Raw genomic sequence first — 23078 nt, 5'->3', positions numbered from 1 at the left:
CCGCCGCAGGCGCAACGTACCCGCAGACGGGGACGGCGCGCCGGGCTCACCCCCCGCCCTCGGCGCGAGCCGCGAGGCGTTCGCGCTGGGGCTTCACCACGTAGGCCGGGTCCTTCGTGGACACCACGCCCGCCTCGAACGTGCCGAAGCGCTGCAGCACACTCCCGGCCAGCAGGGCGAGCCCGCCCGCGGCCGCCGCGGCACGGCTGCGCCGGGCGAGGGTGAGCGCGGTGAGCGCGCCGCCGAGGGTGAGGTACTCGGAGGCCTGGCGCAGCCGGTGCGGGCGGCCGGTGGTGTAGGCCTCCGTCACCAGGCCTGGGCGGCGGTCGACGAGCCGGGACGCGACGAGTTCGGCCGCCGCGCCGACCACCCCGAGGCGCCGCGCGGGGCCCGCCTCGGCCACGGGGGCCAGGAGCATGCCCAGGCCCGCGCCGCTCGCCGCCGCCGAGCCGGTGAAGACGAAGGGCAGTTCGCGGCGGGCGTCGTGCCACGCCGGCACGGCCGTCTGCGACAGGAGCACGGCCGTGTACGAGGCGAGGCCGGGGGCGAGGAGGGCCGCCGACAGCCCGGCCGGGCGCGCGGCCATGCGCAGCAGCCTCCCGGGCAGCGAGGCACGCACGCCCGCGGGCAGCAACTCGGCCGCGGCCGCCAGCGCGCTGCCGGGCCCGTAGGCGACGAGGATCCAGGTGCCCATGGACATGGGCGAACTCGGCTTGGCCACCCGCAGCATGTGGTGGAAGCGTTCCGGCCGTCCGAGGTCGGCGACCAGCAGGTACGTGCTCACGAGCAGCGCGCCGAAGCCGCCGATCCGGCCCGCGCGGGCCAGTTCGGGGCGCCGCGTCAGGTCCGCGCCCGCCGCGAGCAGGGCGGAGCCGGCCGACAGCCCGCCGGTGAACAGATACGCCGGGACCTTCCACTCCCACACCGGCGGCTTGAGCACCGGACGCCCGTAGTAGGAGCGGAACGTGGCCTTCGGCACCATGGAGCGCTCGCGGCTGCCGTCGTCGTCGCGACCGCCGCGGCCGTGCCGCCCGGCCCCTTCGCGGCTCACCGCCGCGCTCCGCCGAGGAACACCGCGGCCGAGGCCGCCAGCAGAGCCGACGCCGCGACGCCCGCGTGCTTCCACATCGACATCAGGTCGCGGGTCGGCACCACCGGGTCCGGCGGGAACCCGTACACCTCCGGGTCGTCCAGCAGCAGGAAGAACGCGCCGTCCCCGCCCACCCCGTCGTCCGGGTCGCGGCCGTACAGCTGGGCTTCGGTGACGCCCGCCTCGTGGAGCTGCGCCAGGCGCCGGTCGGCGCGTTCGCGCAGCTCGTCCAGCGGGCCGTACTGGATGGAGTCGGTGGGGCAGGCCTTGGCGCAGGCCGGTTCCATGCCGTCGCGGAGCCGGTCGTAGCACATGGTGCACTTCCAGGCCCGGCCGTCGTCGGGCCGCCGGTCGATGACGCCGTACGGGCAGCCGGACACGCAGTAGCCGCAGCCGTTGCAGATGTCGGGCTGCACGACGACCGTGCCGAACTCCGTGCGGAACAGCGCACCCGTGGGGCACACGTCGAGACAGCCCGCGTGCGTGCAGTGCTTGCACACGTCGGAGGACATCAGCCAGCGGAACTCGGTGCGGGCCTCCGCGCCCGTCCCGGCGCCGGGCAGGTCGAACGAGGGGAACCCCAGGTCCACCGGGGCCGTGCCGAGGTCGCCGCCGCCCCGCTTGGCGACCTCCAGGGCGTCGGCCACCACCTCGGCCGTCTCCTGCGTGCTGGAGGGGCCCACGGGCAGGTCGGCCAGGCCCGCGTCCTGCCGGCCGAGCGGGCGCTGCTGCTCGACGAAGGCCACGTGCCGCCACGAACTCGCCCCGAGCATGCCGGTGTTGTCGAACGACATGCCCAGCAGGTCGATGCCGTCCTCGGGGATGGCGTTCCACTCCTTGCAGGCCACCTCGCACGCCTTGCAGCCGATGCACACCGAGGTGTCGGTGAAGAAGCCCACCCGCGGCGGGTGGTCGGTGTGGCCGGCGTTCCCCGCGGGGTCGGAGAGTGGCCCGTAGAAGCTGTTGTCCTGCGTCATGACGGCTCCTCCGGCCGGTCCGGTTCGATGTGCGCCCGCTCGATGTGGCCGCCCGCCGTCGCTATGCGGGTGCCGGTCTCCGTGGTGATGCCGGCCCGCCGGCGGTAGTCCGCGACGTACTCGAGCAGGGCGGGTCCCCTGGGGCGCCGTCCGGGTCTGACGTCGCAGGTCAGCACCTTGCTCTCCTGGATGAACACGTTGGGGTCGGCGACCACGCCGATGAGGTCGTTGACCACGTCGCCCTTGGTGAGTCCGGTCGGGCCCCAGTGGTACGGCATCCAGACCTGGTGCACGACCCGTCCGTCGACGCGCAGCGGCGCCATCCGGTCGGTCACCACCACGCGCGCGTCGACCGCGGTCCTGCTGGTGACCACGTGCGCCCAGTCCAGGTGTCGCAGCCCCCGCTCGGCGGCCAGCTCCGGCGAGACCTCGACGAACAACTCCGGCTGGAGCTCGGCGAGATAGGGCAGCTGCCGGCTCATCGCGCCCGCCGTGTGGTGCTCGGTCAGCCGTGCCGCGGTGAACACGTACGGGAAGACCTCGGAGTGCGCCTCGGGCGGCGCCGGGTTGGACGGGTTGTCAGGGCGCCCGTAGACCTTGCGCACGGGGTTGCCCTGCTGGCCGTAGAGCAGGTTGCGCATCGGCGACTCGTGCGGCTCGTAGTGTGTGGGCAGCGGGCCGTCGGCGAGTCCGGCGGGGGCGAACAGCCAGCCCTTCCCGTCGCGCATCATGATGAACGCGTCGTCGCCGTCGAGCGCCTCGATGCCCGACGCCCCTGCCGGGGCCTTGTAGTCCGGCGGCTTGTGCTTCTCGAAGTCGGGGGTGTCGCGGCCGGTCCACTCGCCCGCCTCCGCGTCCCACCAGACCAGCTTCTTCCGTTCGCTCCAGGGCCGCCCCTGCGGGTCGGCGGAGGCGCGGTTGTACAGCACACGGCGGTTGAGCGGCCATGTCCAGCCCCACTCCGCGTCGTACGGACCGGTCTCGAAGCGGGAGGTGCGGCGGCGGGACTGGTTGGTCTCGTTCGCGTAGACCCCGCTGTAGATCCAGCAGCCGCAGACCGTCGAGCCGTCCGCCTTGAGGTCGAGGTAGCCGTCGACGGTCCGGCCGGTGCGCAGGTCGATCCCGTTGATGTGGCGCAGCACGTCCGACGGGGACGGCTCGTCGCCCTCGGTCTCGTAGTCCCAGGCAAGGTCCAGCAGCGGGCGGTCGCGCTCGTCGGCCGAGCCCGCCAGCCTCTCCTTCAGCCGTACGCCGAGCTGGTGGAAGAACCACAGCTCCGAGCGCTGGTCGCCGGACGGTTCCACGGCCTTGTCGCGCCACTGGAGCATGCGCTGCGTCTGCGTGAAGGTGCCGGCCTTCTCCACGTGCGAGGCGGCCGGGAAGAAGAACACCTCGGTGCGGCACCGCTCGGTGACGATCTCCCCGGTCTCGATCTCCGGCGCGTCCTTCCAGAAGGTGGCGCTCTCGATCATGGCGAGGTCGCGGACGACCAGCCAGTCGAGGTTCGCCATGCCCAGGCGCTGCAGCCGGCCGTGGGCGGAGCCGACCGCGGGGTTCTGCCCGAGCAGGAAGTAGCCGAAGACCTTGCCGCCGTCGACCATGTCCATCACGGTGCGGTAGGTGCCGTGGTCGCCGTTGATCCGGGGCAGGTAGTCGAAGCAGTAGTCGTTCTCCGCCGTCGCGGCGTCGCCCCAGTACTCCTTGAGCAGCGACACCATGTACGCGTCGGCGGCGCCCCAGAACCCCTTCTGCCCCCGCCCTCGGACCCCGTCCAGGTACGTGGTCAGGTCCTCGTGCGTCACGTCCGGCATCGGCAGGTAGCCCGGCAGCAGGTTGAACAGCGTGGGCACGTCCGTGGAGCCCTGGATGCTGGCGTGGCCGCGCAGCGCGAAGATCCCGCCGCCCGGCCGCCCGATGTTGCCCAGCAGCAGCTGGACGATCGACCCGGCCCGGATGAACTGGGCGCCCACCGAGTGCTGGGTCCAGCCGACGCTGTACACCAGCGCGGTGGTGCGCTCCCGGCCGGAGTTCTCCGTCCAGGCCCGGCACACCTCCTGGAACAGCTCCTGCGGCACCCCGCAGATCCGCTCCACCATCTCGGGCGTGTAGCGGGAGAAGTGCCGCTTGAGCACCTGGAACACGCAGCGCGGGTGCTCCAGGGTGGGGTCGGACTCGATGCCGCCCGCGGCGCCCTCGATGAACGGCCCGCCCGCGCCGTGCTGGTACGGGGCGGACACCTCCTTCAGCAGCCGGCCCGGCTGCTCCTCCATGGGCACGCTCGCGTACGACCAGCTCGACGCGTCATAGGCCGCGGTGTACGGGTCGTAGCCGCTGAACAGGCCGTCCAGGTCCTCGGTGTCCTGGTACCGCTCGCTCAGCAGGTAGGGCGCGTTGGTGTACGCCGTCACGTACTCCCGGAAGTCGAGGTCGTGCGTGAGGATGTGGTTGATCACGCCGCCGAGGAACGCGATGTCGGTGCCGGCCCGGATGGTGACGTGCTGGTCCGCGTGCGCGCTCGTGCGTGTGAAGCGCGGGTCGATGTGGAAGACCTTGGCGCCGCGCGCCTTGGCCTCCATGACCCACTGGAACCCGACCGGATGGGCCTCGGCCATGTTGGAGCCCATGATGATGATGCAGTCGGAGTTGATCAGGTCCTGCTGGTAGTCCGTGGCGCCGCCACGTCCGAACGAGGCTCCCAGACCGGGAACCGTGGCGGAGTGTCAAATACGGGCCTGGTTCTCGATCTGCAGGGCGCCGAGGGCGGTGAACAACTTCTTGATGAGGTAGTTCTCCTCGTTGTCCAGCGTCGCCCCGCCGAGGCTGGCCAGACCCATCGTGCGGCGCAGGACCTTCCCGTCCTCGTCGGTGTCCTGCCAGCCCTTGCGCCGTGCGTCGAGCACGCGGTCCGCCACCATGTCCATGGCCGTGTCGAGGTCCAGCTCCTGCCAGGCGGTGCCGTACGGCGGGCGGTAGAGCACCCGCTGCTCCCGCTGCGGACCCGTGACCAGCTGCTTGCTCGCCGAGCCCTTCGGGCACAGCCGGCCGCGCGAGATGGGACTGGCCGGGTCGCCCTCGATCTGGACGACCTTCTCGTCCTTGACGAAGACGCGCTGCGCGCAGCCCACGGCGCAGTAGGGACACACCGAGCCGGCCACCCGGTCGGCGCTCTCCGTACGGGATCCGAGCCCGGCCGAGCGGGCCGACTGCGCGGCCTTGCCCCGGCCCAGCGGGTCCGTCCCGGTGAGCTGCCGGAACACCGGCCAGGCGTCGAGCCACCGTTTCACGCCCATCCGCCTGCTCCTTCGTGCGGTGGTCCCACCTCCTCTCGACGCTACCGGGCGGGGAGCCGCCCGCAAGTCCGGAGGCGGTCTCAGCCGGGGGAGCCGGAGCGCGCCGTGAGGGCGCCGACGGCCGCGGCGAGCAGCCCCGCCGCCAGGTCGACCTCGTCCCCGGTCGTCCAGCGCCCGACCGACAGCCGTACGGCGGTCAGGGCGCGGTCGTCGTCCAGGCCCATCGCCCGCAGGACCGGGGAGGGTGTGCGGCCGCCGGTGTGGCAGGCGGACCCGGTGGAGGCCGCGATCCGGGGCACCGCGGCGAGCAGCTCATGGCCCGGGACGCCGTCGACCCCGACGTTCAGGGTGGTGGGCAGGCGGTGGCGGACGGACCCGTTGAGGTGGACCCGGCCGGGCAGCGCCCGGGTCAGACCCCCGTGCAGGCGGTCGCGGAGTGCCGCCGCGCGCTCGCCGGCGCCGTCGGCGAGTTCCGCCGCGGCCAGTTCGGCGGCGGCCCCCAGGGCCACCGCGAGGGCGACGTTCTCGGTGCCGGCCCGTAGTCCGCCCTCCTGCCCGCCCCCGTACACCAGGGGCTCCAGACGGAGGCCCGGGCGCACGTAGAGGGCGGCGACGCCCTTCGGCGCGTACATCTTGTGCCCCACCACCGTCAGCAGGTCCACGCCCAGACCCTCCACGTCCAGCGGGACCTTCCCGGCGGCCTGGGCGGCGTCGCAGTGGAACAGCGCGCCCCGGGCGCGGGCGAGCGCGGCGAGCTCCGCGACGGGCTGCAGCGTGCCGGTCTCGTTGTTGGCGGCCATGACGGAGACCAGCACGGTTTGCGGGGTGAGTGCCGCGGCCAGCACGGCCGGGTCGAGACGCCCCTCCCGGTCCACCGGCAGCAACGTCACCCGCACCCCGTGCAGCCGCCGCAGCGCGCGGCAGGTCTCCAGCACCGCCGGGTGCTCGGTGACCTGGGTGATCACCTGGGGACGGTCGGCATCCGCGGCGAGCACCGCGCCGCGCAGCGCGAGGTTGTTCGCCTCGGACCCCGACCCGGTGAACACGATCCCCTCCGCCGTCGCCCCGATCAGCGCGGCGATCCGCGCGCGGGCCCGCGCGAGCGCCGCGGCCGGCTCCGCGGCCCAGGCGTGGCCGCTGGAGGGGTTGCCGAACCCGGTGGTGAACCAGGGCCCCATCGCCTCCACCACCCGCGGGTCGACGGGTGTGGTGGCGTTGTGGTCCAGGTAGACGGCGTCCCCGGCGAGGCCGGGATGCGGCGGCACCTTCATCGGGGGTGGGTCCCTTCGGGTCCGGAGGGGGCGGGCGGCGCGCCGGGTCGTCGCGGGCGTCAGCCGATCGCCTGCTGACCGCCGTACGCGCCGAGGACGGTGCCGGTGACGTATCCGGCCCGGTCCGAGGCGAGGAAGACGATCGCCTCGACGATCTCGTCGAGTTCGCCGACCCGGTCCAGGACGGTGTTGTGCGCGATGGCCGCCAGCGTGTCCTCGCCCATCTCCACGGTGCCGGGGGTGCGCACCGGCCCGGAGGCCACGGCGTTCACCCGAACCCCGCGGGCCCCGAACTCGTCGGCCCACACGCGTGTCATGATCTCCAGCGCCGCCTTGGAGGCCCCGTAGACGGCGCCCCCGCGCGCGGGGATGCTCGCCGCCAGGGTGCTCAGGTTGACGACCGCCCCGCGGCCGCGGGCCGCCATGCCCGGCGCGAGGGCGCCGACCAGCAGCATGGGCGCCCGGGCGTTGACGGCCATGTGGAGGTCGAACATCTCGGCCGTGGAACCGGCGGCGTCCGCGAAGCGGTAGATGCCCGCGTTGTTGACCAGCACGTCCACCGCGCCCGCCGCCTCGGCCAGGCGCAACACGTCGCCGGGCGGACAGGTCGGCGGCGACGAACCGGGCCCGCCCGCCCGCGTCGCCCACCTCCGCGACGACCTCCGCGCCGCGCTCCGGGTCCCGCCCGTGGACGACGACCTCGGCGCCCAGCGCGGCCAGCCGCAGCGCGACGCCCCGCCCGATGCCGGCGGTGCCGCCGGTGACGAGGGCGGTGGATCCGGAGAACTCCTGGGTCACGGCTGGCTCCTCGGGGCGGCGGTGCGGTCGGCGGACCCGTCACCGCCGGTGTCCGCGCTGGTTGTCTATCTCACGTACCGTCACCGCCGAAGTCGCCTCGCCGCCGCGGCGGCCGTTCGGGGCGTCCCGTCCCGGCGGTTCCGTGGCGGCGGTGCCGCCCCTCACGCCTCGCCCTCCAGCACGCCCGCGAAGTGCCGGAACCCCGTCCGGTCCCTGTGCAGCGCCCACAGGGCGCCCGCCAGCGCGGCGGGATCGTTGCGGGGGTGCCCGGGTCTGATGACCCCGGGCACGATCAGCTGCGCGACGTGGATGTCCTCGCCGGCCAGAGTGTCGTGCAGCATCCGGGCGTAGGCGCTCTCCGCCGCGTACGCCACCGAGGTCCCCGCGCGGGCGGGCAGCGGCCGCACCGCGCTGCCGCCGTTGACGAAGAGGATCGTGCCGCGGCCCAGGAAGCGCATGTCGGGCAGCACCGCGTGGACGGCGGTGACCGCGCCGTACAGGGAGAACTCCAGGGGCCCCGCGAAGTCGGCCGGGGTGGTCTCCAGGAGGGGCCTCATGAACTCGGCGGGCGGCGCCGGACTGTACTGCAGCACCTCGATCGGCCCGAGCGCGGCCGCGGCGGCGTCCAGCGCGGCGCCGAGCGCGAGCGGGTCGCGGACGTCGGCCGCGAAGCCCTGTGCGGTGACGCCGTCCTTGTCCAGGGCGGCCGCCAGGGTGTCCAGACGGTCCTGGTCCCGGGCGACGAGCGCGACGTCGAAGCCGTCGCTGCCGAACTGGCGCGCCACGGCGGCGCCCAGCCCCCGCCCCGCACCGACGATGACCATGGTCGCCATGTCTGTCCCGTGCTCCGTTGTGCGGGCGCGCTCAGCGCGGTACGAGCTTGAGCGTCGCGGCGCGCGCGGCCCCGGCCACCATGGGCTCCACGTACTCCGCGCTGTAGCGGCCGTACTTGCCGCGGTAGGCGGCGTCGAGCCGTTCGTTGACGGCCGGGTCGTCGACCTCCACGAAGGTGACGTCCCGCTCGACCCCGCCGGCGCTGATCCGGCCCTCGTGCCGGGCCCGCGCGGCGCGGAACCAGGTGCCGCCGCGCCCGCGGTAGGCCCGTACGTAGAGGTCGGCACCGTCGCGGACCACCCAGATGGTGGTCGGCGGGTCGAGGGTGCCGGGGTCGCGCCGGGGCGCGATGGAGAGCTCGTCGGCGTGCTCGATGCGGTCCAGTTCGTCCTTCGTCCACGTCGTCATCGGCGCGACTCCTCGGCGGTGTCGGGAACCAGTTCCGTGCTTCCTGGCGCAATGATCGACAACTTCGGCCCCGGGCTGAAGCCGCGTGCGGCCAGACGGGTTCACGACGGCGCCGGCCGCCCACCGGGGCGGGCCGTTTTCCGGAGCCGGACGGCGGCGGCGGGACGGCCCCGCGGCCCGTGCCGACCGTGCTCCCACCGGGCGGTTCACTCCGGGGGAGGGTCTGCGGTGGCCGCGGGGGAGACCGCCGGGGGAACCTGAAGGGATCGCCAGCGGCGGAGATCGGGAGGGTGCGTGGGGAGGGCCGACGAAGGGGGCCTCTGCGGCCCGGCCGAGGTGGCCTGGTACATCAGGTTGCTCCCGGTCGTGGTCCTCGTCGGCGGCTTCCTCGTCGACATGCTGACCCCGACGCAGTACACGAGCGCCGCCTTCTACTCGGTCGCACCGGTGCTCGCGGCGCCGCTGCTGTCGCTGCAGGGGACGATGGTGGTCGGACTCGCGGCGATCACCGCGGACGCGGGTGTCCTTGCCCACTACGGCCGCCTGCGGGGGCTGAGCGGGATGAGCGAGTTGCTGACGGTCTCGCTGGTCGCCGTGGTCGCGGTGTTCATCAACCGGCTGCTGGAGGCGCGGGAGTCCCGGTTGCGTTCCGCCCGCTCGGTCACCGCGACCGTGCAGCGTGCGGTGCTCCCCGAACCGCCCGCGCGCGTGGGCGACCTGAGGATCGCGGCGTGCTACGAGGCGGCGGAGGCGGAGGCCGAGATCGGCGGGGACCTGTACGCCGTCCAGGACACGCCGTACGGGCTGCGCTGCATCGTCGGGGACGTACGGGGCAAGGGCCTGGACGCGGTGGAGGCGGCGACCTTGGTCCTCGGGACCTTCCGGATGGCGGCCGACGAGCAGGCGACCCTGGCCGACGTGGCGGGGCAGATGCACCGGGCCCTGCGGCGGGAGCTGGGCCGGCGCGAGGACGGCGAGCGGCTGGAGTGGTTCGCCACCGCGGTCCTGGCCGAGTTCCCGCACGGCGGCGAGCACGTCCGGCTGGTGAACCTGGGCCACCCGGCGCCCCTGCTGCTGCGCGGCGGACGGGTGCGCACCGTCGAGCCGTCGGAGTACGGGCTGCTCCTGGTGGAGGGGCTGGCGGAGGGAGTGGCCGAGGGGGACGTGGTGGTGGACACGGTGCCGTTCCCGGCGGGTTCGACGCTGCTGCTGTGCACGGACGGCGTCACCGAGGCCCGTGACGCGCGGGGCCGCTTCTACGACCCGCCGGCGCGGCTGGCCGGGGTGCGGCGCGGCGGTCCCGCCGAGTTGCTGGAGGCGCTGCTCGCGGACGTGCACCGGCACACGGGCGGGCCGACGGACGACGACATGGCACTCCTGGCGGTGACGCGCGACGCCCCGTCGCCGTCGCCGGACCCCGGTCCGGGTCGCCGGGCCCCGTGAAATGCGGTGGAGCGGGACGGAACCCGCTGCCTAGAGTCGGCGGATGAGCACACGCACCTTCCGCGTCACCGTCCGCGGCGTCTTCGACGGACTCACCGCCGAGCAGCGCTCGGAACTCCTCTCCCGCGCGCCGGAGCACGACGTCCTGCGCGCGGCCTTCACCCCCGAGGGCCACCTCACCTACGACATCGCGGCACGTCCCGCCTTCACCTTCCGCTTCCTCGACTCCGGGGAGGCGGAGGAGGACATCCTCGAGGCGACCGAACGTGCCGAGGAGGCGGCCAGGGCGTGGCTGGGGGAGCGCGGCTACGGCCACAAGAACCTCAGGTCCCAGGCGGAGGACCTCTCCCAGGCGCCGCTGGGGAAGCGGCAGCGCCGTGCCGCCGCGCGAGGGGACGCCTGACACATCGTCCCTGACACATCGCCCTTGCCCCGCCGTGCTGTCAACTCGGGTTGACACTCCCCCGACTGTCAACGTAAATTGACAGACATGACCGAGGCAACCGATCTCGCCGAGCGGGCGGGCGACCGCGACCCCAGGGTCGGGCTGCGGGCCGTCGCCGCGCTGCGGCGGCTGCTGGAGCAGCTGGAGACCGTACAAGTCAGGAGCGCGCGGGCGCAGGGGTGGTCGTGGCAGGAGATCGCCCACGAACTCGGCGTCAGCAGGCAGGCCGTGCACAAGAAGTACGGGAGGCATTGAGGATGTTCGAGAAGTTCACCAAGAGCGCGCGGGGGGTCGTCGAGGGCGCGGTCGGGCACGCCGAGCGAGCGGGCGACCCGACGGTCACCGAGGACCACCTGCTGCTGTCGCTGCTCGACCGGCAGGGCACCCGGGCCTCCGCGGCCCTGGCCGCACTGGGCGTCGACCGGCGCCGCGCGGCCCTGGAGGAGGCGCTGGGGGAGACCCGCCGGCGCGGCGGGGTCTCGCGGGCCGACGCCGAGGCGCTGGCCGGCCTCGGCATCGACGTCGCCGAGATCGTCGCCCGTGTCGAGGACGCCCACGGCGCCGGCGCCCTCGCCGCCGGTCGCGGGCCCCGGCGGTGGCGGCCCGCGGGGCGGCGTCCGTTCACCCGCGGGGCCAAGGGCGTCCTGGAGCGTTCCCTGCGGTCCGCCGTGGCCCGGGGCGACCGCCACATCGGGGACGAGCACATCCTGCTCGCCCTCACCGTCGGCCCCGGCGTGGTCGCGGACGTCCTCGCCGAGCACGGCGCCTCGTGGGCCGACGTCGAGCGGGTACTCGCGGCGGAGGGCGGGGGCCGGGCCGAGGCGAGCTGAACGTGCCGCCCACGGCGGGTAATCCGGTTGATCGTGCGACGGCGGCCGTGCTAACTCTGACGGGTTTCCGAGACGACGATCATGCCGACCCGAAGGGGGGCCGCCCCATGGTGCCCGGACGACTGGTGACCCTGCGCCCGATGGAGCCCTCGGACGCCGAGGCGCTGTGGCGCTGGAACCACGACCCCGAGGTCATGCGCTGGATGGACGACGGCTACGCCCAGCCCCTTGCGCAGGTGAGGAAGCGCATGGAGGAGCGGCCCCGCAACGCCTACGGCGACGTGCTCCACGGGATCGAGGTGCAGGAGGACGGACGGCTCATCGGCCTCGTGCGGCTGCGTGACGCCGAGCCCGAGACCGGGTGCGCCGAACTCGACATCTACCTCGGCGAGAAGGAGTGCTGGGGCCGCGGTTACGCCACCGACGCCATGCGCACGATGTGCCGCTACGGCTTCGAGAAGATGCGCCTGCACAAGATCTCGCTCACCGTCGTGACCGAGAACGAGGCGGCGCACCACGTCTACCGGAAGGTCGGCTTCGTCGACGAGGGCCGGCTGCGGCAGGTCTTCCGGCGAGACGGCCGGTGGTACGACATGTTCACCATGGGCCTCCTGGAGGGCGAACTCCGCAACTGAGGGCGCGGGCCCCGCGCCGGGACGCCCCGGGACGTTGATCGCGCGCGGCGCGGGGTTGACGTAGCCTGGGGCGTCCATCGGCAGTGATCCGCAGACGGCATTGGGGGCCGGCGTGACAACAGCAGCATGTCCCGATCTCGAGCAGGCCCCGGCCGACGTCGCCGCCACACCGCCGGACGACGGCTGCGCCGACTGCCTGGCCGCCGGACACCACGACTGGGTCCATCTGCGGCTGTGCCTCACCTGCGGCCACATCGGCTGCTGCGACAGCTCCCCGGGCCGGCACGCCACCGCGCACTACGAGGCCACCGGCCACCCCGTGATCCGCTCGTACCAGCCGGGCGAGGACTGGCGCTGGTGCTTCGTCCACGAGTCCATGGGCTGAGGCCGGGGCCCCCGCTACTCGCGCTGCAGCGCCGCCTCCTCCAGGTCCAGTTCGCGCATGACGTGGCGCAGCACCTCGTCGTCGATGAGGCGTTCGTCGCGGTAGCGCACGAACTCCTGGCGTTCGGCGTCCAGCATCGCGCGGCGCAGCCGCCGGTAGGCCACGCTCGGCGGCTCCGCGCCGCCGCCGGTCGGGCCGCCCAGCCGTTCCCAGGCGGCGTTGCGGCGGGCCTCCGCGGTCTGCCGGAGGGTCTCCAGCACGGCCTGGTGGGAGGCCTGGTCCCCGGCCAGTTCCTCCAGGCGTGCCAGTGCCGCCCGGGCGGCACTGTGCTGGGCGTTCGCCTCCGCCAGAGCGTCCTCGTACGCCTCCTTGTTGCAGATGCCGAGCCGCCGGATGAGCGGGGGCAGCGTCATCCCGTGCAGCAGCAGCGTTCCGACCGTGACGAAGAAGGTCAGGAACAGGATCTCGTCGCGGCCGGGGAACGGCGCGCCGCTGTCGGTGGTCTCCGGCACCGCGAAGGCGGCGGCCAGCGAGACCACGCCGCGCATGCCCGCCCAGGAGAGCACCACCGGGTACTGCCACGGGGGATACGGGTCGCGTGCCCGGATCCGCGGGAACATCAGCCGTGGCAGGTACGTCCCGGGGTAGACCCACACGACGCGCGCGACGACGGTCACCGCCGTCAGCGCGGCACCGGCCGCGACCAGTCGCCCCACGCCCGTGTCGACGGTGTCGACGATGCCCCGCACCTGCAGGCCGATCAGGGCGAAGACGAGGGCTTCCAGCACCGTGTCGAGGGCGCTCCACACCGCGTACACCTGCAGCCGGGAGGTCGCCTCCGTGTCGGGCGACCGGTGCCCCAGGTACAGGCCGGCCACGACGACCGCCAGCACCCCGGAGGTGTGCGCCTCCTCGCCGACGAGGTAGGCGAGGAACGGCACGAGCAGCCCGAGCGCGCTGGCCAGGTCACCGGGCAGGAAGCGGTGGCCGATGCGGGCCAGCCAGCCGATCGCCAGGCCGATCAGCGAGCCCCCGACGGCCGCCATCAGGAAGACCCCCACGCCCTGCAGCAGGGTGTAGCCGGCGCCGGCCACGGACGCGATGGCCACGCGATAGGCCGTCAGCCCGGTGGCGTCGTTCACCAGGCTCTCGCCGCCGAGTACGGTCAGCAGCCGGCGCGGCAGCCCCAGCCGGCGCCCGATGGAGGTCGCCGCCACCGCGTCGGGCGGCGACAGCACCGCGCCGAGCACCAGCGCCGAGCCCAGGGGCAGCCCCGGAACCAGCCAGAACGCCGCGTAGCCGATCACGACGGTGGTGAACAGCACCAGCCCCACGGCCAGCAGACCGATGGGGCGCAGATTGTCCCGGAAGCGCAGATAGGAACTCTCCCGCGCCGAGGAGTACAGCAGCGGGGGCAGGACCAGCACCATCACCAGTTCGGGCTCGATGGCGTAGGCGGGGATCCCCGGCACGAAGGACGCGCACAGGCCGACGGCGACCAGCAGCAGCGGGGGAGACACCCCCAGACGCCGGGCGACGGCGGTGACCAGCACCGCACCGGCCATGAGCGTGACGAGCGCCAGCCCCTCCACGGACGTCTCCTCCACCCCTGTGGCGGCGCACGCCGCACGTGTGGCTCGACTGTACTGGTGGGGCGGGCGGATCAGCGCCCGGCGGTGGCGGCGGTCCCGGGCACGGCCTCGGGGAGGCCGATGAACATCGTCCGGTGCAGCGTCTGGACGTGCTCCTGGGCGACCGCGGCCGCCGCCGCGCGATCCCCCTGGCGCAGTGCGCCGACCAGGGCCCGGTGCTCGGCGTTGGAGGCGCGCAGCGCGTCGAGCGGGTACGGCAGGTAGTACCGGTAGAGCTCGCGGACGACCGCCGCGTACGGGACGACGACCGACGGGGTCCCGGTGGCGGAGGCGACGGCGAGGTGGAACTCCTCGTCATGGCGGTGGAACTCGGCCCAGCCGGTCACCCGGTCCATGGCGTCGACCAGGCGCTCCAGCTCGCGCAGCGCGGCGTCGTCGGCGTGGCCGGCGGCGAGGTGGGCGATGCCGCACTCCAGGACCAGCCGGTGGTCGATCAGCCGGCGCACCGCGTCGGTGTCGGAGCGGTAGCTGCCGACCGCGCTGACCGAGCCCTTCGCCGGGTGCTGCGCGACCAGAGTGCCGCCGTTGCGGCCCCGGCGGCGCTCCAGCAACCCGTCGTCGCACAGGGCCACCAGCGCCCGGCGCACCGTGATCTCGCCGACGTCCAGCGCCGCGGCGATCTCCGCCGCGGCGGGCAGCCGCTCGCCCGGGGCGAGCAGGCCGAGGTCGATGGCCATGGCTATCCGGGCGCGCACCGTGTCGAGTGCGGACAGACGGCGGATGCCGCCCAGGGCCGGGGTGCTCAGCGGCGGGCCGGCGGCCGTCGTGGCCTGGCCGGTCCGGTTCTCCGTGTCGGGCATGGGACCGACTGTAGTACCGGAAAACATCTCACCTTGAGCACTCTTGTTTATCTGATCAGAATGCTCTAATTTCCTCAGCACTCGAACGAAGCAGGTGAACCATGTCCCGACCCCTTCCCGTGGCCCTCGCCCAGGCCGGGCCCCGCCCCGCCGGAGCACCCCTGTCCGGCTTCGCGGAAGAGGCCGGGGCCCTGCTGGCCCGCTTCCCGCAGACCCGGCTGATGGCCTTCCCCGAGCTGCACCTGTTCGGCGTGGACGGGAGCCCGCAGGACGCCGAGCGGCGGCTGCGCGAGTCCGCGCAGCCGCTGGACGGACGCCTCGTACGGGAGCTCGGAGAGATCGCCGGGGACCTGGGCGTCTGGCTGCTGCCCGGCAGCATCTGCGAACGCGGGCCGGAGGGCGAGCTGTTCAACACGGCGCTCGCCTTCTCGCCCGAGGGGCGGCTCGTCGCGCACTACCGCAAGGTCTTCCCCTGGCGGCCCCGCGAGCCCTACACCCCGGGTGACCGTTTCGTCGTCTTCGACATCCCCGGGGCCGGCCGCGTCGGATTCTCCATCTGCTACGACGCATGGTTCCCCGAGGTGGCCCGGCACCTGGCCTGGATGGGCGCCGAGGTCATCGTCAACCCGGTCATGACCACGACGGGCGACCGTGCCCAGGAACTCGTCCTGGCCCGCGCCAACGCCATCACCAACCAGGTCTACGTGGTCAGCGTCAACACCGCCGGACCCCTCGGCACCGGACGCAGCCTCGTCGTCGACCCCGAGGGACGCGTCCGCACCGAGGCGCCCGACGGCTCCGCCACCGTCCTCACCGACGTCCTGGACCTGGACGACGTGACCCGGGTCCGCACCTACGGCACGGCCGGCCTCAACCGCATGTGGTCCCAGTTCACCGACACCGACCGCCCCCTCGAACTCCCCCTGTACGACGGGCGCATAGACCCTCGCAGCTGGCGCCCCGCCCGCCGCGGCTGACCCATCCCCGGAGCCCCACGATGACCGACAACGCCGCGCGCTCCGCCACCACGGCCCCCGCGCTGTCCCGCACCCTCGGACTCAGAGCCGTCGTCTCCTTCGGCCTGGCCTACATGACCCCGCTGATCGTGCTCGGCACCTTCGGCGTCGTCGCCGAGAAGACCGGTGGCGCGGTCCCCACCGCGTACGCCCTGGCGCTGGTCGCCATGCTCTTCACCGCCTACAGCTACGGCAAGATGGCCGCCGAGCACCCCGTCGCAGGCTCCGCCTACACCTACGTACGGCGCTCCATCGACGGGCGGGCCGGCTTTCTCGTCGGCTGGGCCACGCTCCTGGACTACTTCTTCCTGCCCATGGTCATCTGGCTCATCGGCGGCGCTTATCTGCAGGCCGAGTGGCCAGGGGTGCCGATGTGGGTGTGGATCCTCGCCTTCATCGTCATCACCACGGCGCTCAACCTGCTCGGCATCCAGGCCGCGGACCGGGCCAACTCCCTGCTGATGGCGTTCCAGATCCTCGTCATCGTCATCTTCGCACTGCTCTCGCTGCGGCACGTCTTCCACGCCGAGGGCGCCGGGGGCCTGTTCAGCACCGGGCCGTTCCACAACGACGCCACCACGCTGGCCGGGATCTCCGGCGGCGCGGCCATCGCGGCGTACTCCTTCCTCGGTTTCGACGCGGTCACCACGCTCACCGAGGAGACCGTCGAGCCGCGCAGGACCATGCCCCGCGCGATCATGCTCACCGCCCTCATCGGCGGCGGTATCTTCATTGCGCTCGCCTACACCACTCAACTGGCCCACCCCGGCAGCAGCTTCGACGACCCCAGCTCCGCCGCCTTCGAGATCGCCAAGACCATCGGCGGCGACCTCTTCTCGTCGGTCTTCCTCGCCGGACTGGTCGTCGCGCAGTTCGCCTCCGGTGTCGCCGCCCAGGCCAGCACCTCCCGCCTGCTGTACGCCATGGGCCGCGACAACGTGCTGCCCCGCAAGCTGTTCGGCTACATCCACCCCCGCCACCTGACGCCTGCCTTCAACATCCTGCTGACCGGCGTGGTCGGCCTCGTCGCGCTCCGCCTCGACGTCGCCACCTCGACCTCCTTCATCAACTTCGGCGCCTTCACCGCCTTCACCTTCGTCAACCTCAGCGTGATCGCGACCTTCCTGCGCAAGCGCCGTGCGGGCGAGCAGGTCGGCGTGTTCGGCTACGCCGTCGTCCCGGCCGTCGGCGCCCTGATCGACCTGTGGCTCCTGCTGCACCTCGACGGGAAGGCCCTCACCCTCGGCGTCATCTGGCTCGCCCTCGGCGTCGCCTACCTCGCCTACCTGACCCGCGGCTTCCGCAGGCCGCCGCCCGAGCTCACCTTCGACGAGCGGGAAGGGACACCGCAGGCCGGCTGACGGCCCTGGCGGGGCGGTTGTCGGTGCCCGCTCCTAGAGTCGCGGCATGACCACTTGGATGCACGGCTCGTTCCCCGGCCACGAGGTGAACCTGGTCTTCGCCCGCGGGATGGCGCTCGACGCGCTGACGCGGAGCCTGCGCGAGGCACGGCGGGAGCCGCTCGCGCACGGCGAGGCGGGCGGATGGGCATGGGCGGTGCACGACATGCACAACTACGAGGCCGAGGACTACGAGGACGTGGACTACCGAGGTCTGAGCGGCGAGGGCGCGGAGATCGTCGTGTTCGAGACCGAGCCGTGCAGCGCCAAGGCCCATCCGCCGTCCTTCGGCTACTTCCGCGACGGCCGTTCCATCCTCCACTTCGCCTTCGGCGACCAGCAGCAGCGGGTCGGGGAGAACCCCGACCACCTCTCGCCCGAACTCCTGGCCGCCAACCTTATCGGTCCCGGCTCGGAGTGCCCGCGTGAAGCGGACGTGGACCACGACTGCTTCGACCACCACTACGAGGACCACGCACGTCTTGTGAAGGTGATCGCCGGCTTCTTCCTCCTTCCCACCCCGCCGCTGTCCGCGGAGGTGGCGGCCCGGTGAGCTGGCTGGCCACGAACACCTTCGTCACCTTCGTGAAGGGCATGACCCTGCCCACGGTCGTGTCCGTCTACTCCGAGGCGGGGCGCCCCGCCCAGGCGAGCGGCGAGTCGTCCGGCTGGGTCTGGCTGACCCACGAGGCCTACCGTGCCCCGCACCGGTCGACAGCCTGGGAACTGGCAAGCGGGCTCACCGGATTCCGCCACACGCACCGCGCGAGCGACCCCGGCCGAGTGCCCGTGGAATCCGTCTTCCTGGCTTCCACGCCCGCGTGCGCCTGCCCCCACGGCCAGAACTACATGGTTCCGCACTGCGACGAGCACCCCTTCCAGTTCGCCTACAGCCGCGGGGGGTTCGTGCAGACCTACTTCAACTTCGGCATGCGACGCGAGTCCCGGCGCGCGGGCGGCACGCCCGACCTGCTCGTCCGCGAACTCCTGGACGCGGGCATTGTCGGCCGCGACACCCCGCGGTACGACGCCGACCCCGCGTTCAACGCCGACGGCACCCACACGGTGCGCATCATCGCCGACCACTTCGGGCTGCCCTCACCGCCCCTCGCGCTCGCGCCGGCCGGGTGAGGACGAGGAGCGGAGCCGGGCCAGGGTGCGCAGTCCGCGTGCGAGAACTTCGGGATCGCCCTCCGCCGCGCCGTAGCGGATGCCCGAGACCGCGTCGAGGGCGGAGTCGACGGCCAGGCGTTCCTCCTCGCTCGGGGTGAGCGGGCGCCCGTAGCCGGTCAGGAAGGCCTCGTGGAGGTCCGGCCGGCCGGTCCAGGCGTCGGAGAGCCGTACGAGGTCCCGGAGAGCGGGTTGTGGCTCGCTGCGCTCGAAGTCGATCACGGCGAGCCGTCCGGACCAGAGCAGGTTGCGCAATTGGAAGTCGCCGTGCGTGGGGACCAGGTCGAGCGGGGGAAGGGAGGCCGACCGGGCCGTCAGCGTCCGGACGAACTCCTCGTCCCCCGGAGCCAGGTGGGCACGAGCGCCGTCCAGGTGCCGGTCGAGCTTCCACGCGGCCGGCCCCTCGTCCGCGGACCGGGGCCGGGGCGGCGCGCTGCCGTGGATGGCGGCGGCGAGCGCGCCGATGCGTACGAAGAGGGTTCGTTCCTCGTTCGGGGCGCGCCGCACACCATCACTGAGGGGGCGGCCGGGGACGGCGGTGACGACGACCGCCCGCAGCCGTGCGTCGGCCGCGATCAGTCGCGGTGCGGCGCCGCCCAGGGCCGGTACCCACGTCCGGTAGGCGGTCACCTCCCGGGCGTGGAACCGGTCGTTCAGGTGGACCTTGACATACCCGGTGCGGCCGTCCGCACCGTCGACCCGCCACACCCGGCTGGCCTCGCGGGGCCAGGACGTGTCCGTCCAGCGCGTGATCCGGCCGACCGCGTGTTCCGCGAAGCGGCGTACCGCGGATCCCGGGTCGCCCGGTGCGGAGTTCATGTCCAGCCCGACTCGGTGTAGGGGCGGCCCGCGCGGATGCCCTCGATCGCGGCCCGGGTGTACGGCACCAGGCGTTCGGGGAGGGCGTCCGGGTGCCACCAGCGCCAGGACAGGCACTTGTCGGGCTCACGGACCACCGGTTCGCCCTGCCAGCGACGTACCCGGAAGACCAACTGCATCCGGGGCCGCCCGCCCGCCGCGTCCACGAGGTGCACGGCGTGCGCGAACTCGGCGTCCTCCGGGCTGATTCGCAGGCCCGCCTCCTCGTCCGCCTCCCGGACCAGGCACGCCACGGCGCTCTCCCGTTCGCAGTGCCCGGCGGGGAAGTGCCACTCGCCGCCGGCGAACGCGGAGTCGGGGTGGCGCAGTCCGAGCAGGACCTCGCCGGCGGGGTTCTCCAGGTACAGGTGCGCACCGACGATGTGCAGCACGCTCCCGCCGCCCGCCGTGGCCCGGCCGGCGTGCCGGCGGACGAGCTCCAGGGTCGCGTGGCTCAACCGGAGCCGCGGCATGACCTCCGGCCGGAACCACCGGAGCATGACGCCTTCCGTCGGTTCCAGGGCGTCCGGGTCGCCGTTCCAGCGGGCGGTGAACACCTGGACCGGGAGGGGTGACCCTTCCCGGTCGTGTACGTGCTCCACCGCGAAGGCGCGCAGTGCCGGCAGGTCGAGCCCCGCTTCCTCGCGCAGCTTCCGCCGGGCCGCGGCCTCCAGGGACGTGTCGTGCGGCTCACGGCCGCCGCCGGGCAGCGACCACGTACCGGGGTTCCGGATGTCCGGACGGTGGTCCCGCAGGTGCAGGAGGTACTCGCCCCGGTCGTTGTGGACGAGCACCGAGGCGCTGCGGGGTTCTGCGGCCGGTTCAGCGGCGTGGAGCGAGGTCAAGCGAGCCTCCAGGGCAGTTCCGGGGCCGTGCGGTCACCAAGGTCAACGATCGGGTACGCCCGACGGCAGGCCCGTTCCGGCCTTTCTGCGCGCACCCCTTCACGGACCGCGCGGGCGAGTCGGTGGGGGTGGCACCAACTCGCCGTTTCACCAGCTAAGTTGTGTGCAGATCAGATCGCGTATTCGAGTCCCCAGGGGATGGCCATGACCAGCGGCAGCGACGCTCCCAACGACTACGACTCCGCCGAGCAGCTCCGCAGGCGGATCGACACCACCAAGGCGCATCCGGCGCGCGTCTACGACGTCTTCCTCGGCGGCAAGGACAACTACCCCGTCGACCGCGATGCGGCCGCGGCCGCGCTGGCCGCCAATCCCCGCGGCTACCTGGACGTGCGGCACAACCGGGACTTCCTGCGCCGCGCGGTGAACCACATCGCGGGCGAGACCGGCATCCGCCAGTTCCTGGACATCGGCACCGGGCTGCCCACGCAGGAGAACGTGCACCAGATCGCGCAGCGCATCGTCCCCGATGCGCGCGTCGTGTACGTCGACAACGACCCGGTGGTCCTGGCCCACGCGCGCGCCCTGCTGACCAGCGGTCCGGAGGGCCGGACCGACTACATCGACGCGGACCTGCGCGACCCCGCCGCGATCCTGCGCGACGCGGCCGGCACGCTGGACCTCGCCGAGCCCGTCGCGCTCGTGCTCGTCGCCGTCCTGCACTTCGTCGAGGACGACGAGGCGTACGGCATCGTCAAGCACCTCGTCGACGCGCTGCCCTCGGGCAGCCACGTCGTGCTGAGCCACCTCACCTCCGACCTCAACGCGGAGCAGATCGCCAAGGTCGCCAAGACCTACAAGGACCGCGGCTTCTCCTTCGTGCTCCGCGAGCACGCCGAGGTCCTGCGCTTCATCACGGACAACGGCCTGGAGATCGTGGAGCCCGGCCTCGTCCCCGTGCACCACTGGCGCCCGGACAACGCCGACGACACCCTCGCCGCCCACGCCGACGCCTCCCCGGAGTTCGTCGAGGGTCTCGAGGACATCGACAAGATCCGCTACCGGAGCATCACCGACGTCACCGACGCGGACATCAACGTCTACGCCGTGGTGGCGCGCAAGCCCTGACACCGCGCCGCCGGCGCCGCCCTCCCGGACGGGGGCGGCGCGGGCGTCAGTCGCGGCGGTAGATCGTGATCGAGTGCCCCACCTCGTCGATCGGCGTGCTGCCGGCGATGAGTTCCGCCAGCCGGCCCTCCGCCTTGGCGACCGCCGAGTCCGAGACCACGAGCAGCCCGTGGACCCGGTCTTCGGGGACCTTGCGCGGGTCGGCGGCGTGGATGCCGTAGTGGGCGGGGACCCCGCTGCCCTTGTAGACCAGCCACACCGGCTCCCCGGGGTGCTTCTCGTGGAGCCGGTCGGCGAGACGGCCCAGGTCCTGGCCCCAGTCGACGTTGGAGTCGTGCAGGCGCAGATGGGTCTTCGACGTTCCGCCGAAGGCCTCGTTGGAGTACTGCAGGTAGTACGGGAAGGTCCGCAGCGAACTGACGGCGACGAAGGCGACGAGCGCCGCCGCCGCCACGTCCGCCCACCGCCGTCGCAGGGCGGTGACACAGGCCGCCGCGACCGCCCCGAACATCGGCAGGAAGACCACGTAGCGGACGCCGAAGTCCCGCGAGCCGGTCATCGCGGCCGCCGTCAGCACGGCCGCGGGGACGAGCAGGTACGGGGCGGCGGGGCGCAGCCGGGGGACGGCGAGCAGCACGGCCGTGCCGGCGAGCCACAGGACGAGCATGCCGAGCGGCGCCTTCACCAGCACCGCGGCGGGCAGGTAGTACCAGAGCGCCCCGCTGTAGTGGCGGCCGAAGAGGAAGCCCTCGAAGGTCGAGTCCTCGAAACCGAACTGGACCGCCATCCCGTCCCGGTACGCCTGGGGAAGCGGGAGCGCGTCCACGGCCAGGGCCCGCAGGCCGTGCAGGTCCGGCAGGGTGTCCGGCGCCGTCCAGCGCAGCCGCGGGTCGACGGCCAGATAGGCCGCCCACACCACCGCGACGGCGACGAGCCCGACGCCGCCCGCGGCGACGGCGGCGCGCCGCAGCGACCGGGCGGTGGGGGGCCACCGCTCGCCCCGCCCGTCCGCGTGCCACACCGACAGCGCGGCCAGGAGCAGCAGGACCGGCACCGCGGGGAGCGCGCTCATCCGTGTGGCGAGCGCCGCGCCCAACGCCGCACCGGCGAGCGGCAGATGGAGCCGGGGACGCTCGCGGGCCCGCCACAGCGCCCACACCGACGTCAGCAGGAAGCCCGCAGCCGGGACGTCGAGGGTGGCGAGGGAGCCGTGCGCGATCACATCCGGCGAGAACGCGTACAGGGCGAGCGCGAGCAGCGCCCCGGCGGGCCCGGTGAGATCGCGCGCGAAGGCGAGCACCACCAGTCCGAACAGCAGCGTCAGCGCGATCATCGGCAGCCGGGCGGCCAGCATCAGGTGCCAGGGATCGTTGCCGGACTCGTAGAGCACACTGCGCCCGAGCTCCGTCTGGTCGCCCTCGAAGGCCGGGTCGAGGCGCGGGTGGGCGAAGGCCAGACCACCGGCGATGACCAGCTTGCCGAGTGGCGGGTGCTCGGGGTTGAAGCGCAGGCTGTGCTCCCGCAGATAGACCGTCGCGGCGCCCACGTACACCGGCTCGTCGATGGTGGGCGTCTGCCGGACGGCCGTCGTGACCATCGCGAACGCCATCTGCGCGAGGAGCGCCAGCACGGCCAGGGCGTACAGCGTGCGGCGGTGCCGCAGCGGCGGAGCCGGGAAGCGGCGCACCGGCGCCGTGACGACGGCGGCGGGCGTCGCCGGATCGGGGGACACCGCGGCGGGCGAGGGCCGTTCCTGCGTCATGGTGCGCTTACCCCGTCGCGTGTCCCTGTGGCGCCACGTCC

At 73.4% G+C, this 23078-nt stretch carries 23 protein-coding genes and 1 pseudogene; 11 read left to right on the top strand and 13 right to left on the bottom strand.

Annotated features, from left to right (window positions below; genetic code table 11):
- Window positions 1–46: 46 nt before the first annotated feature.
- The 8 genes and pseudogenes from nrfD to CHF15_RS35750 form a co-directional block, all read right to left on the bottom strand.
- Window positions 47–1051, bottom strand: a complete 1005-nt coding sequence (gene nrfD, locus CHF15_RS35785) for an NrfD/PsrC family molybdoenzyme membrane anchor subunit (protein WP_089228086.1) — start codon at window positions 1049–1051, stop codon at window positions 47–49.
- On the bottom strand, window positions 1048–2067 hold the full coding sequence (locus CHF15_RS35780) for a 4Fe-4S dicluster domain-containing protein (protein WP_089228085.1): 1020 nt from the start codon (window positions 2065–2067) through the stop codon (window positions 1048–1050). Before CHF15_RS35780 ends, nrfD begins: the two co-directional genes overlap by 4 nt.
- Entirely contained in the window at window positions 2064–5357 is a 3294-nt protein-coding gene (gene fdh / locus CHF15_RS35775; protein WP_245939216.1) for a formate dehydrogenase, read from the bottom strand. The genes CHF15_RS35780 and fdh overlap by 4 nt, the downstream gene beginning before the upstream one ends.
- Before the next feature lie 80 nt (window positions 5358–5437).
- Window positions 5438–6628, bottom strand: a complete 1191-nt coding sequence (locus CHF15_RS35765) for a cysteine desulfurase family protein (RefSeq protein ID WP_089228082.1) — start codon at window positions 6626–6628, stop codon at window positions 5438–5440.
- 59 nt (window positions 6629–6687) lie between these two features.
- A complete protein-coding gene (locus tag CHF15_RS35760; protein ID WP_322975714.1) occupies window positions 6688–7218 on the bottom strand; it encodes an SDR family NAD(P)-dependent oxidoreductase in 531 nt (176 codons plus the stop codon).
- 55 nt (window positions 7219–7273) lie between these two features.
- Window positions 7274–7426: pseudogene (locus tag CHF15_RS46630) on the bottom strand (SDR family NAD(P)-dependent oxidoreductase); the annotation flags it as partial.
- 161 nt (window positions 7427–7587) lie between these two features.
- Complete coding sequence (locus CHF15_RS35755) at window positions 7588–8259, bottom strand: SDR family NAD(P)-dependent oxidoreductase (RefSeq protein ID WP_089228081.1); 672 nt, start codon at window positions 8257–8259, stop codon at window positions 7588–7590.
- 31 nt (window positions 8260–8290) lie between these two features.
- A complete protein-coding gene (locus CHF15_RS35750; RefSeq protein WP_089228080.1) occupies window positions 8291–8668 on the bottom strand; it encodes a DUF2255 family protein in 378 nt (125 codons plus the stop codon).
- 294 nt (window positions 8669–8962) lie between these two features.
- Here CHF15_RS35750 and CHF15_RS35745 point away from each other — a divergent pair, with 294 nt between their 5' ends.
- From CHF15_RS35745 to CHF15_RS35720, 6 genes are all read left to right on the top strand, one after another.
- Window positions 8963–10111, top strand: coding sequence for a PP2C family protein-serine/threonine phosphatase (locus CHF15_RS35745; protein WP_089228079.1), 1149 nt, complete (start codon window positions 8963–8965; stop codon window positions 10109–10111).
- Between the two features lie 43 nt (window positions 10112–10154).
- A complete protein-coding gene (locus CHF15_RS35740; RefSeq protein ID WP_018557909.1) occupies window positions 10155–10514 on the top strand; it encodes a DUF6204 family protein in 360 nt (119 codons plus the stop codon).
- 87 nt (window positions 10515–10601) lie between these two features.
- A complete protein-coding gene (locus CHF15_RS35735) occupies window positions 10602–10811 on the top strand; it encodes an HTH domain-containing protein (protein ID WP_018557908.1) in 210 nt (69 codons plus the stop codon).
- A gap of 2 nt (window positions 10812–10813) precedes the next feature.
- Window positions 10814–11386, top strand: coding sequence for a Clp protease N-terminal domain-containing protein (locus tag CHF15_RS35730; RefSeq protein WP_089228078.1), 573 nt, complete (start codon window positions 10814–10816; stop codon window positions 11384–11386).
- Window positions 11387–11493: 107 nt separating this feature from the next.
- A complete protein-coding gene (locus CHF15_RS35725) occupies window positions 11494–12021 on the top strand; it encodes a GNAT family N-acetyltransferase (RefSeq protein ID WP_089228077.1) in 528 nt (175 codons plus the stop codon).
- A gap of 112 nt (window positions 12022–12133) precedes the next feature.
- The gene (locus CHF15_RS35720) at window positions 12134–12406 is read left to right on the top strand and encodes a UBP-type zinc finger domain-containing protein (protein WP_089228135.1); all 273 of its coding nucleotides are present in this window, start codon (window positions 12134–12136) and stop codon (window positions 12404–12406) included.
- Between the two features lie 14 nt (window positions 12407–12420).
- On the opposite strand, the gene CHF15_RS35715 is transcribed toward CHF15_RS35720, so the two are convergent.
- Both CHF15_RS35715 and CHF15_RS35710 read right to left on the bottom strand, forming a co-directional pair.
- A complete protein-coding gene (locus CHF15_RS35715) occupies window positions 12421–13998 on the bottom strand; it encodes a Na+/H+ antiporter (protein WP_220093365.1) in 1578 nt (525 codons plus the stop codon).
- A 71-nt stretch (window positions 13999–14069) separates the two neighbouring features.
- On the bottom strand, window positions 14070–14858 hold the full coding sequence (locus CHF15_RS35710) for a FadR/GntR family transcriptional regulator (protein ID WP_089228076.1): 789 nt from the start codon (window positions 14856–14858) through the stop codon (window positions 14070–14072).
- A 101-nt stretch (window positions 14859–14959) separates the two neighbouring features.
- Here CHF15_RS35710 and CHF15_RS35705 point away from each other — a divergent pair, with 101 nt between their 5' ends.
- Genes CHF15_RS35705 through CHF15_RS46060 form a run of 4 tightly spaced genes read left to right on the top strand, consistent with a single transcriptional unit; the run spans window position 14960 to window position 18405 of the window.
- Complete coding sequence (locus CHF15_RS35705) at window positions 14960–15835, top strand: carbon-nitrogen hydrolase family protein (protein WP_089228075.1); 876 nt, start codon at window positions 14960–14962, stop codon at window positions 15833–15835.
- Window positions 15836–15855: 20 nt separating this feature from the next.
- Window positions 15856–17235, top strand: a complete 1380-nt coding sequence (locus CHF15_RS35700; protein ID WP_089228074.1) for an APC family permease — start codon at window positions 15856–15858, stop codon at window positions 17233–17235.
- 46 nt (window positions 17236–17281) lie between these two features.
- Window positions 17282–17827 (top strand): hypothetical protein, encoded by a 546-nt coding sequence (locus CHF15_RS35695; protein WP_089228073.1) that lies wholly within the window; start codon window positions 17282–17284, stop codon window positions 17825–17827.
- Window positions 17824–18405, top strand: a complete 582-nt coding sequence (locus CHF15_RS46060) for a hypothetical protein (protein ID WP_245939215.1) — start codon at window positions 17824–17826, stop codon at window positions 18403–18405. Before CHF15_RS35695 ends, CHF15_RS46060 begins: the two co-directional genes overlap by 4 nt.
- On the opposite strand, the gene CHF15_RS35685 is transcribed toward CHF15_RS46060, so the two are convergent.
- Window positions 18373–19263, bottom strand: coding sequence for a phosphotransferase enzyme family protein (locus CHF15_RS35685; RefSeq protein ID WP_089228072.1), 891 nt, complete (start codon window positions 19261–19263; stop codon window positions 18373–18375). The genes CHF15_RS46060 and CHF15_RS35685 overlap by 33 nt on opposite strands.
- Window positions 19260–20147, bottom strand: a complete 888-nt coding sequence (locus CHF15_RS35680) for an NUDIX hydrolase (RefSeq protein ID WP_089228071.1) — start codon at window positions 20145–20147, stop codon at window positions 19260–19262. Before CHF15_RS35680 ends, CHF15_RS35685 begins: the two co-directional genes overlap by 4 nt.
- Window positions 20148–20351: 204 nt before the next feature.
- Here CHF15_RS35680 and CHF15_RS35675 point away from each other — a divergent pair, with 204 nt between their 5' ends.
- Complete coding sequence (locus CHF15_RS35675) at window positions 20352–21275, top strand: SAM-dependent methyltransferase (protein WP_089228070.1); 924 nt, start codon at window positions 20352–20354, stop codon at window positions 21273–21275.
- Between the two features lie 46 nt (window positions 21276–21321).
- Here the strand turns inward: CHF15_RS35675 and CHF15_RS35670 are convergent, their stop codons facing one another.
- A complete protein-coding gene (locus CHF15_RS35670; RefSeq protein WP_089228069.1) occupies window positions 21322–23037 on the bottom strand; it encodes a phospholipid carrier-dependent glycosyltransferase in 1716 nt (571 codons plus the stop codon).
- Window positions 23038–23078: the final 41 nt, after the last annotated feature.

Origin of the sequence: Actinacidiphila glaucinigra (genome assembly GCF_900188405.1) — a bacterium.
GTDB classification, from domain to species: Bacteria; Actinomycetota; Actinomycetes; order Streptomycetales; family Streptomycetaceae; genus Actinacidiphila; species Actinacidiphila glaucinigra.
Note: the sequence above shows the minus strand (reverse complement) of the source record. Positions and strands in the feature narration are given on the sequence as shown.

What these genes read in the sequence shown, in the direction of transcription:
- CHF15_RS35780 (WP_089228085.1), bottom strand. Translation starts at nt 2,067, where the DNA reads ATGACGCAGGACAACAGCTTCTACGGGCCACTCTCCGACCCCGCGGGG.
- CHF15_RS35765 (WP_089228082.1), bottom strand. Translation starts at nt 6,628, where the DNA reads ATGAAGGTGCCGCCGCATCCCGGCCTCGCCGGGGACGCCGTCTACCTG.
- CHF15_RS35755 (WP_089228081.1), bottom strand. Translation starts at nt 8,259, where the DNA reads ATGGCGACCATGGTCATCGTCGGTGCGGGGCGGGGGCTGGGCGCCGCC.
- CHF15_RS35750 (WP_089228080.1), bottom strand. Translation starts at nt 8,668, where the DNA reads ATGACGACGTGGACGAAGGACGAACTGGACCGCATCGAGCACGCCGAC.
- CHF15_RS35740 (WP_018557909.1), top strand. Translation starts at nt 10,155, where the DNA reads ATGAGCACACGCACCTTCCGCGTCACCGTCCGCGGCGTCTTCGACGGA.
- CHF15_RS35735 (WP_018557908.1), top strand. Translation starts at nt 10,602, where the DNA reads ATGACCGAGGCAACCGATCTCGCCGAGCGGGCGGGCGACCGCGACCCC.
- CHF15_RS35730 (WP_089228078.1), top strand. Translation starts at nt 10,814, where the DNA reads ATGTTCGAGAAGTTCACCAAGAGCGCGCGGGGGGTCGTCGAGGGCGCG.
- CHF15_RS35725 (WP_089228077.1), top strand. Translation starts at nt 11,494, where the DNA reads ATGGTGCCCGGACGACTGGTGACCCTGCGCCCGATGGAGCCCTCGGAC.
- CHF15_RS35710 (WP_089228076.1), bottom strand. Translation starts at nt 14,858, where the DNA reads ATGCCCGACACGGAGAACCGGACCGGCCAGGCCACGACGGCCGCCGGC.
- CHF15_RS35705 (WP_089228075.1), top strand. Translation starts at nt 14,960, where the DNA reads ATGTCCCGACCCCTTCCCGTGGCCCTCGCCCAGGCCGGGCCCCGCCCC.
- CHF15_RS35700 (WP_089228074.1), top strand. Translation starts at nt 15,856, where the DNA reads ATGACCGACAACGCCGCGCGCTCCGCCACCACGGCCCCCGCGCTGTCC.
- CHF15_RS35695 (WP_089228073.1), top strand. Translation starts at nt 17,282, where the DNA reads ATGACCACTTGGATGCACGGCTCGTTCCCCGGCCACGAGGTGAACCTG.
- CHF15_RS35685 (WP_089228072.1), bottom strand. Translation starts at nt 19,263, where the DNA reads ATGAACTCCGCACCGGGCGACCCGGGATCCGCGGTACGCCGCTTCGCG.
- CHF15_RS35675 (WP_089228070.1), top strand. Translation starts at nt 20,352, where the DNA reads ATGACCAGCGGCAGCGACGCTCCCAACGACTACGACTCCGCCGAGCAG.
- CHF15_RS35670 (WP_089228069.1), bottom strand. Translation starts at nt 23,037, where the DNA reads ATGACGCAGGAACGGCCCTCGCCCGCCGCGGTGTCCCCCGATCCGGCG.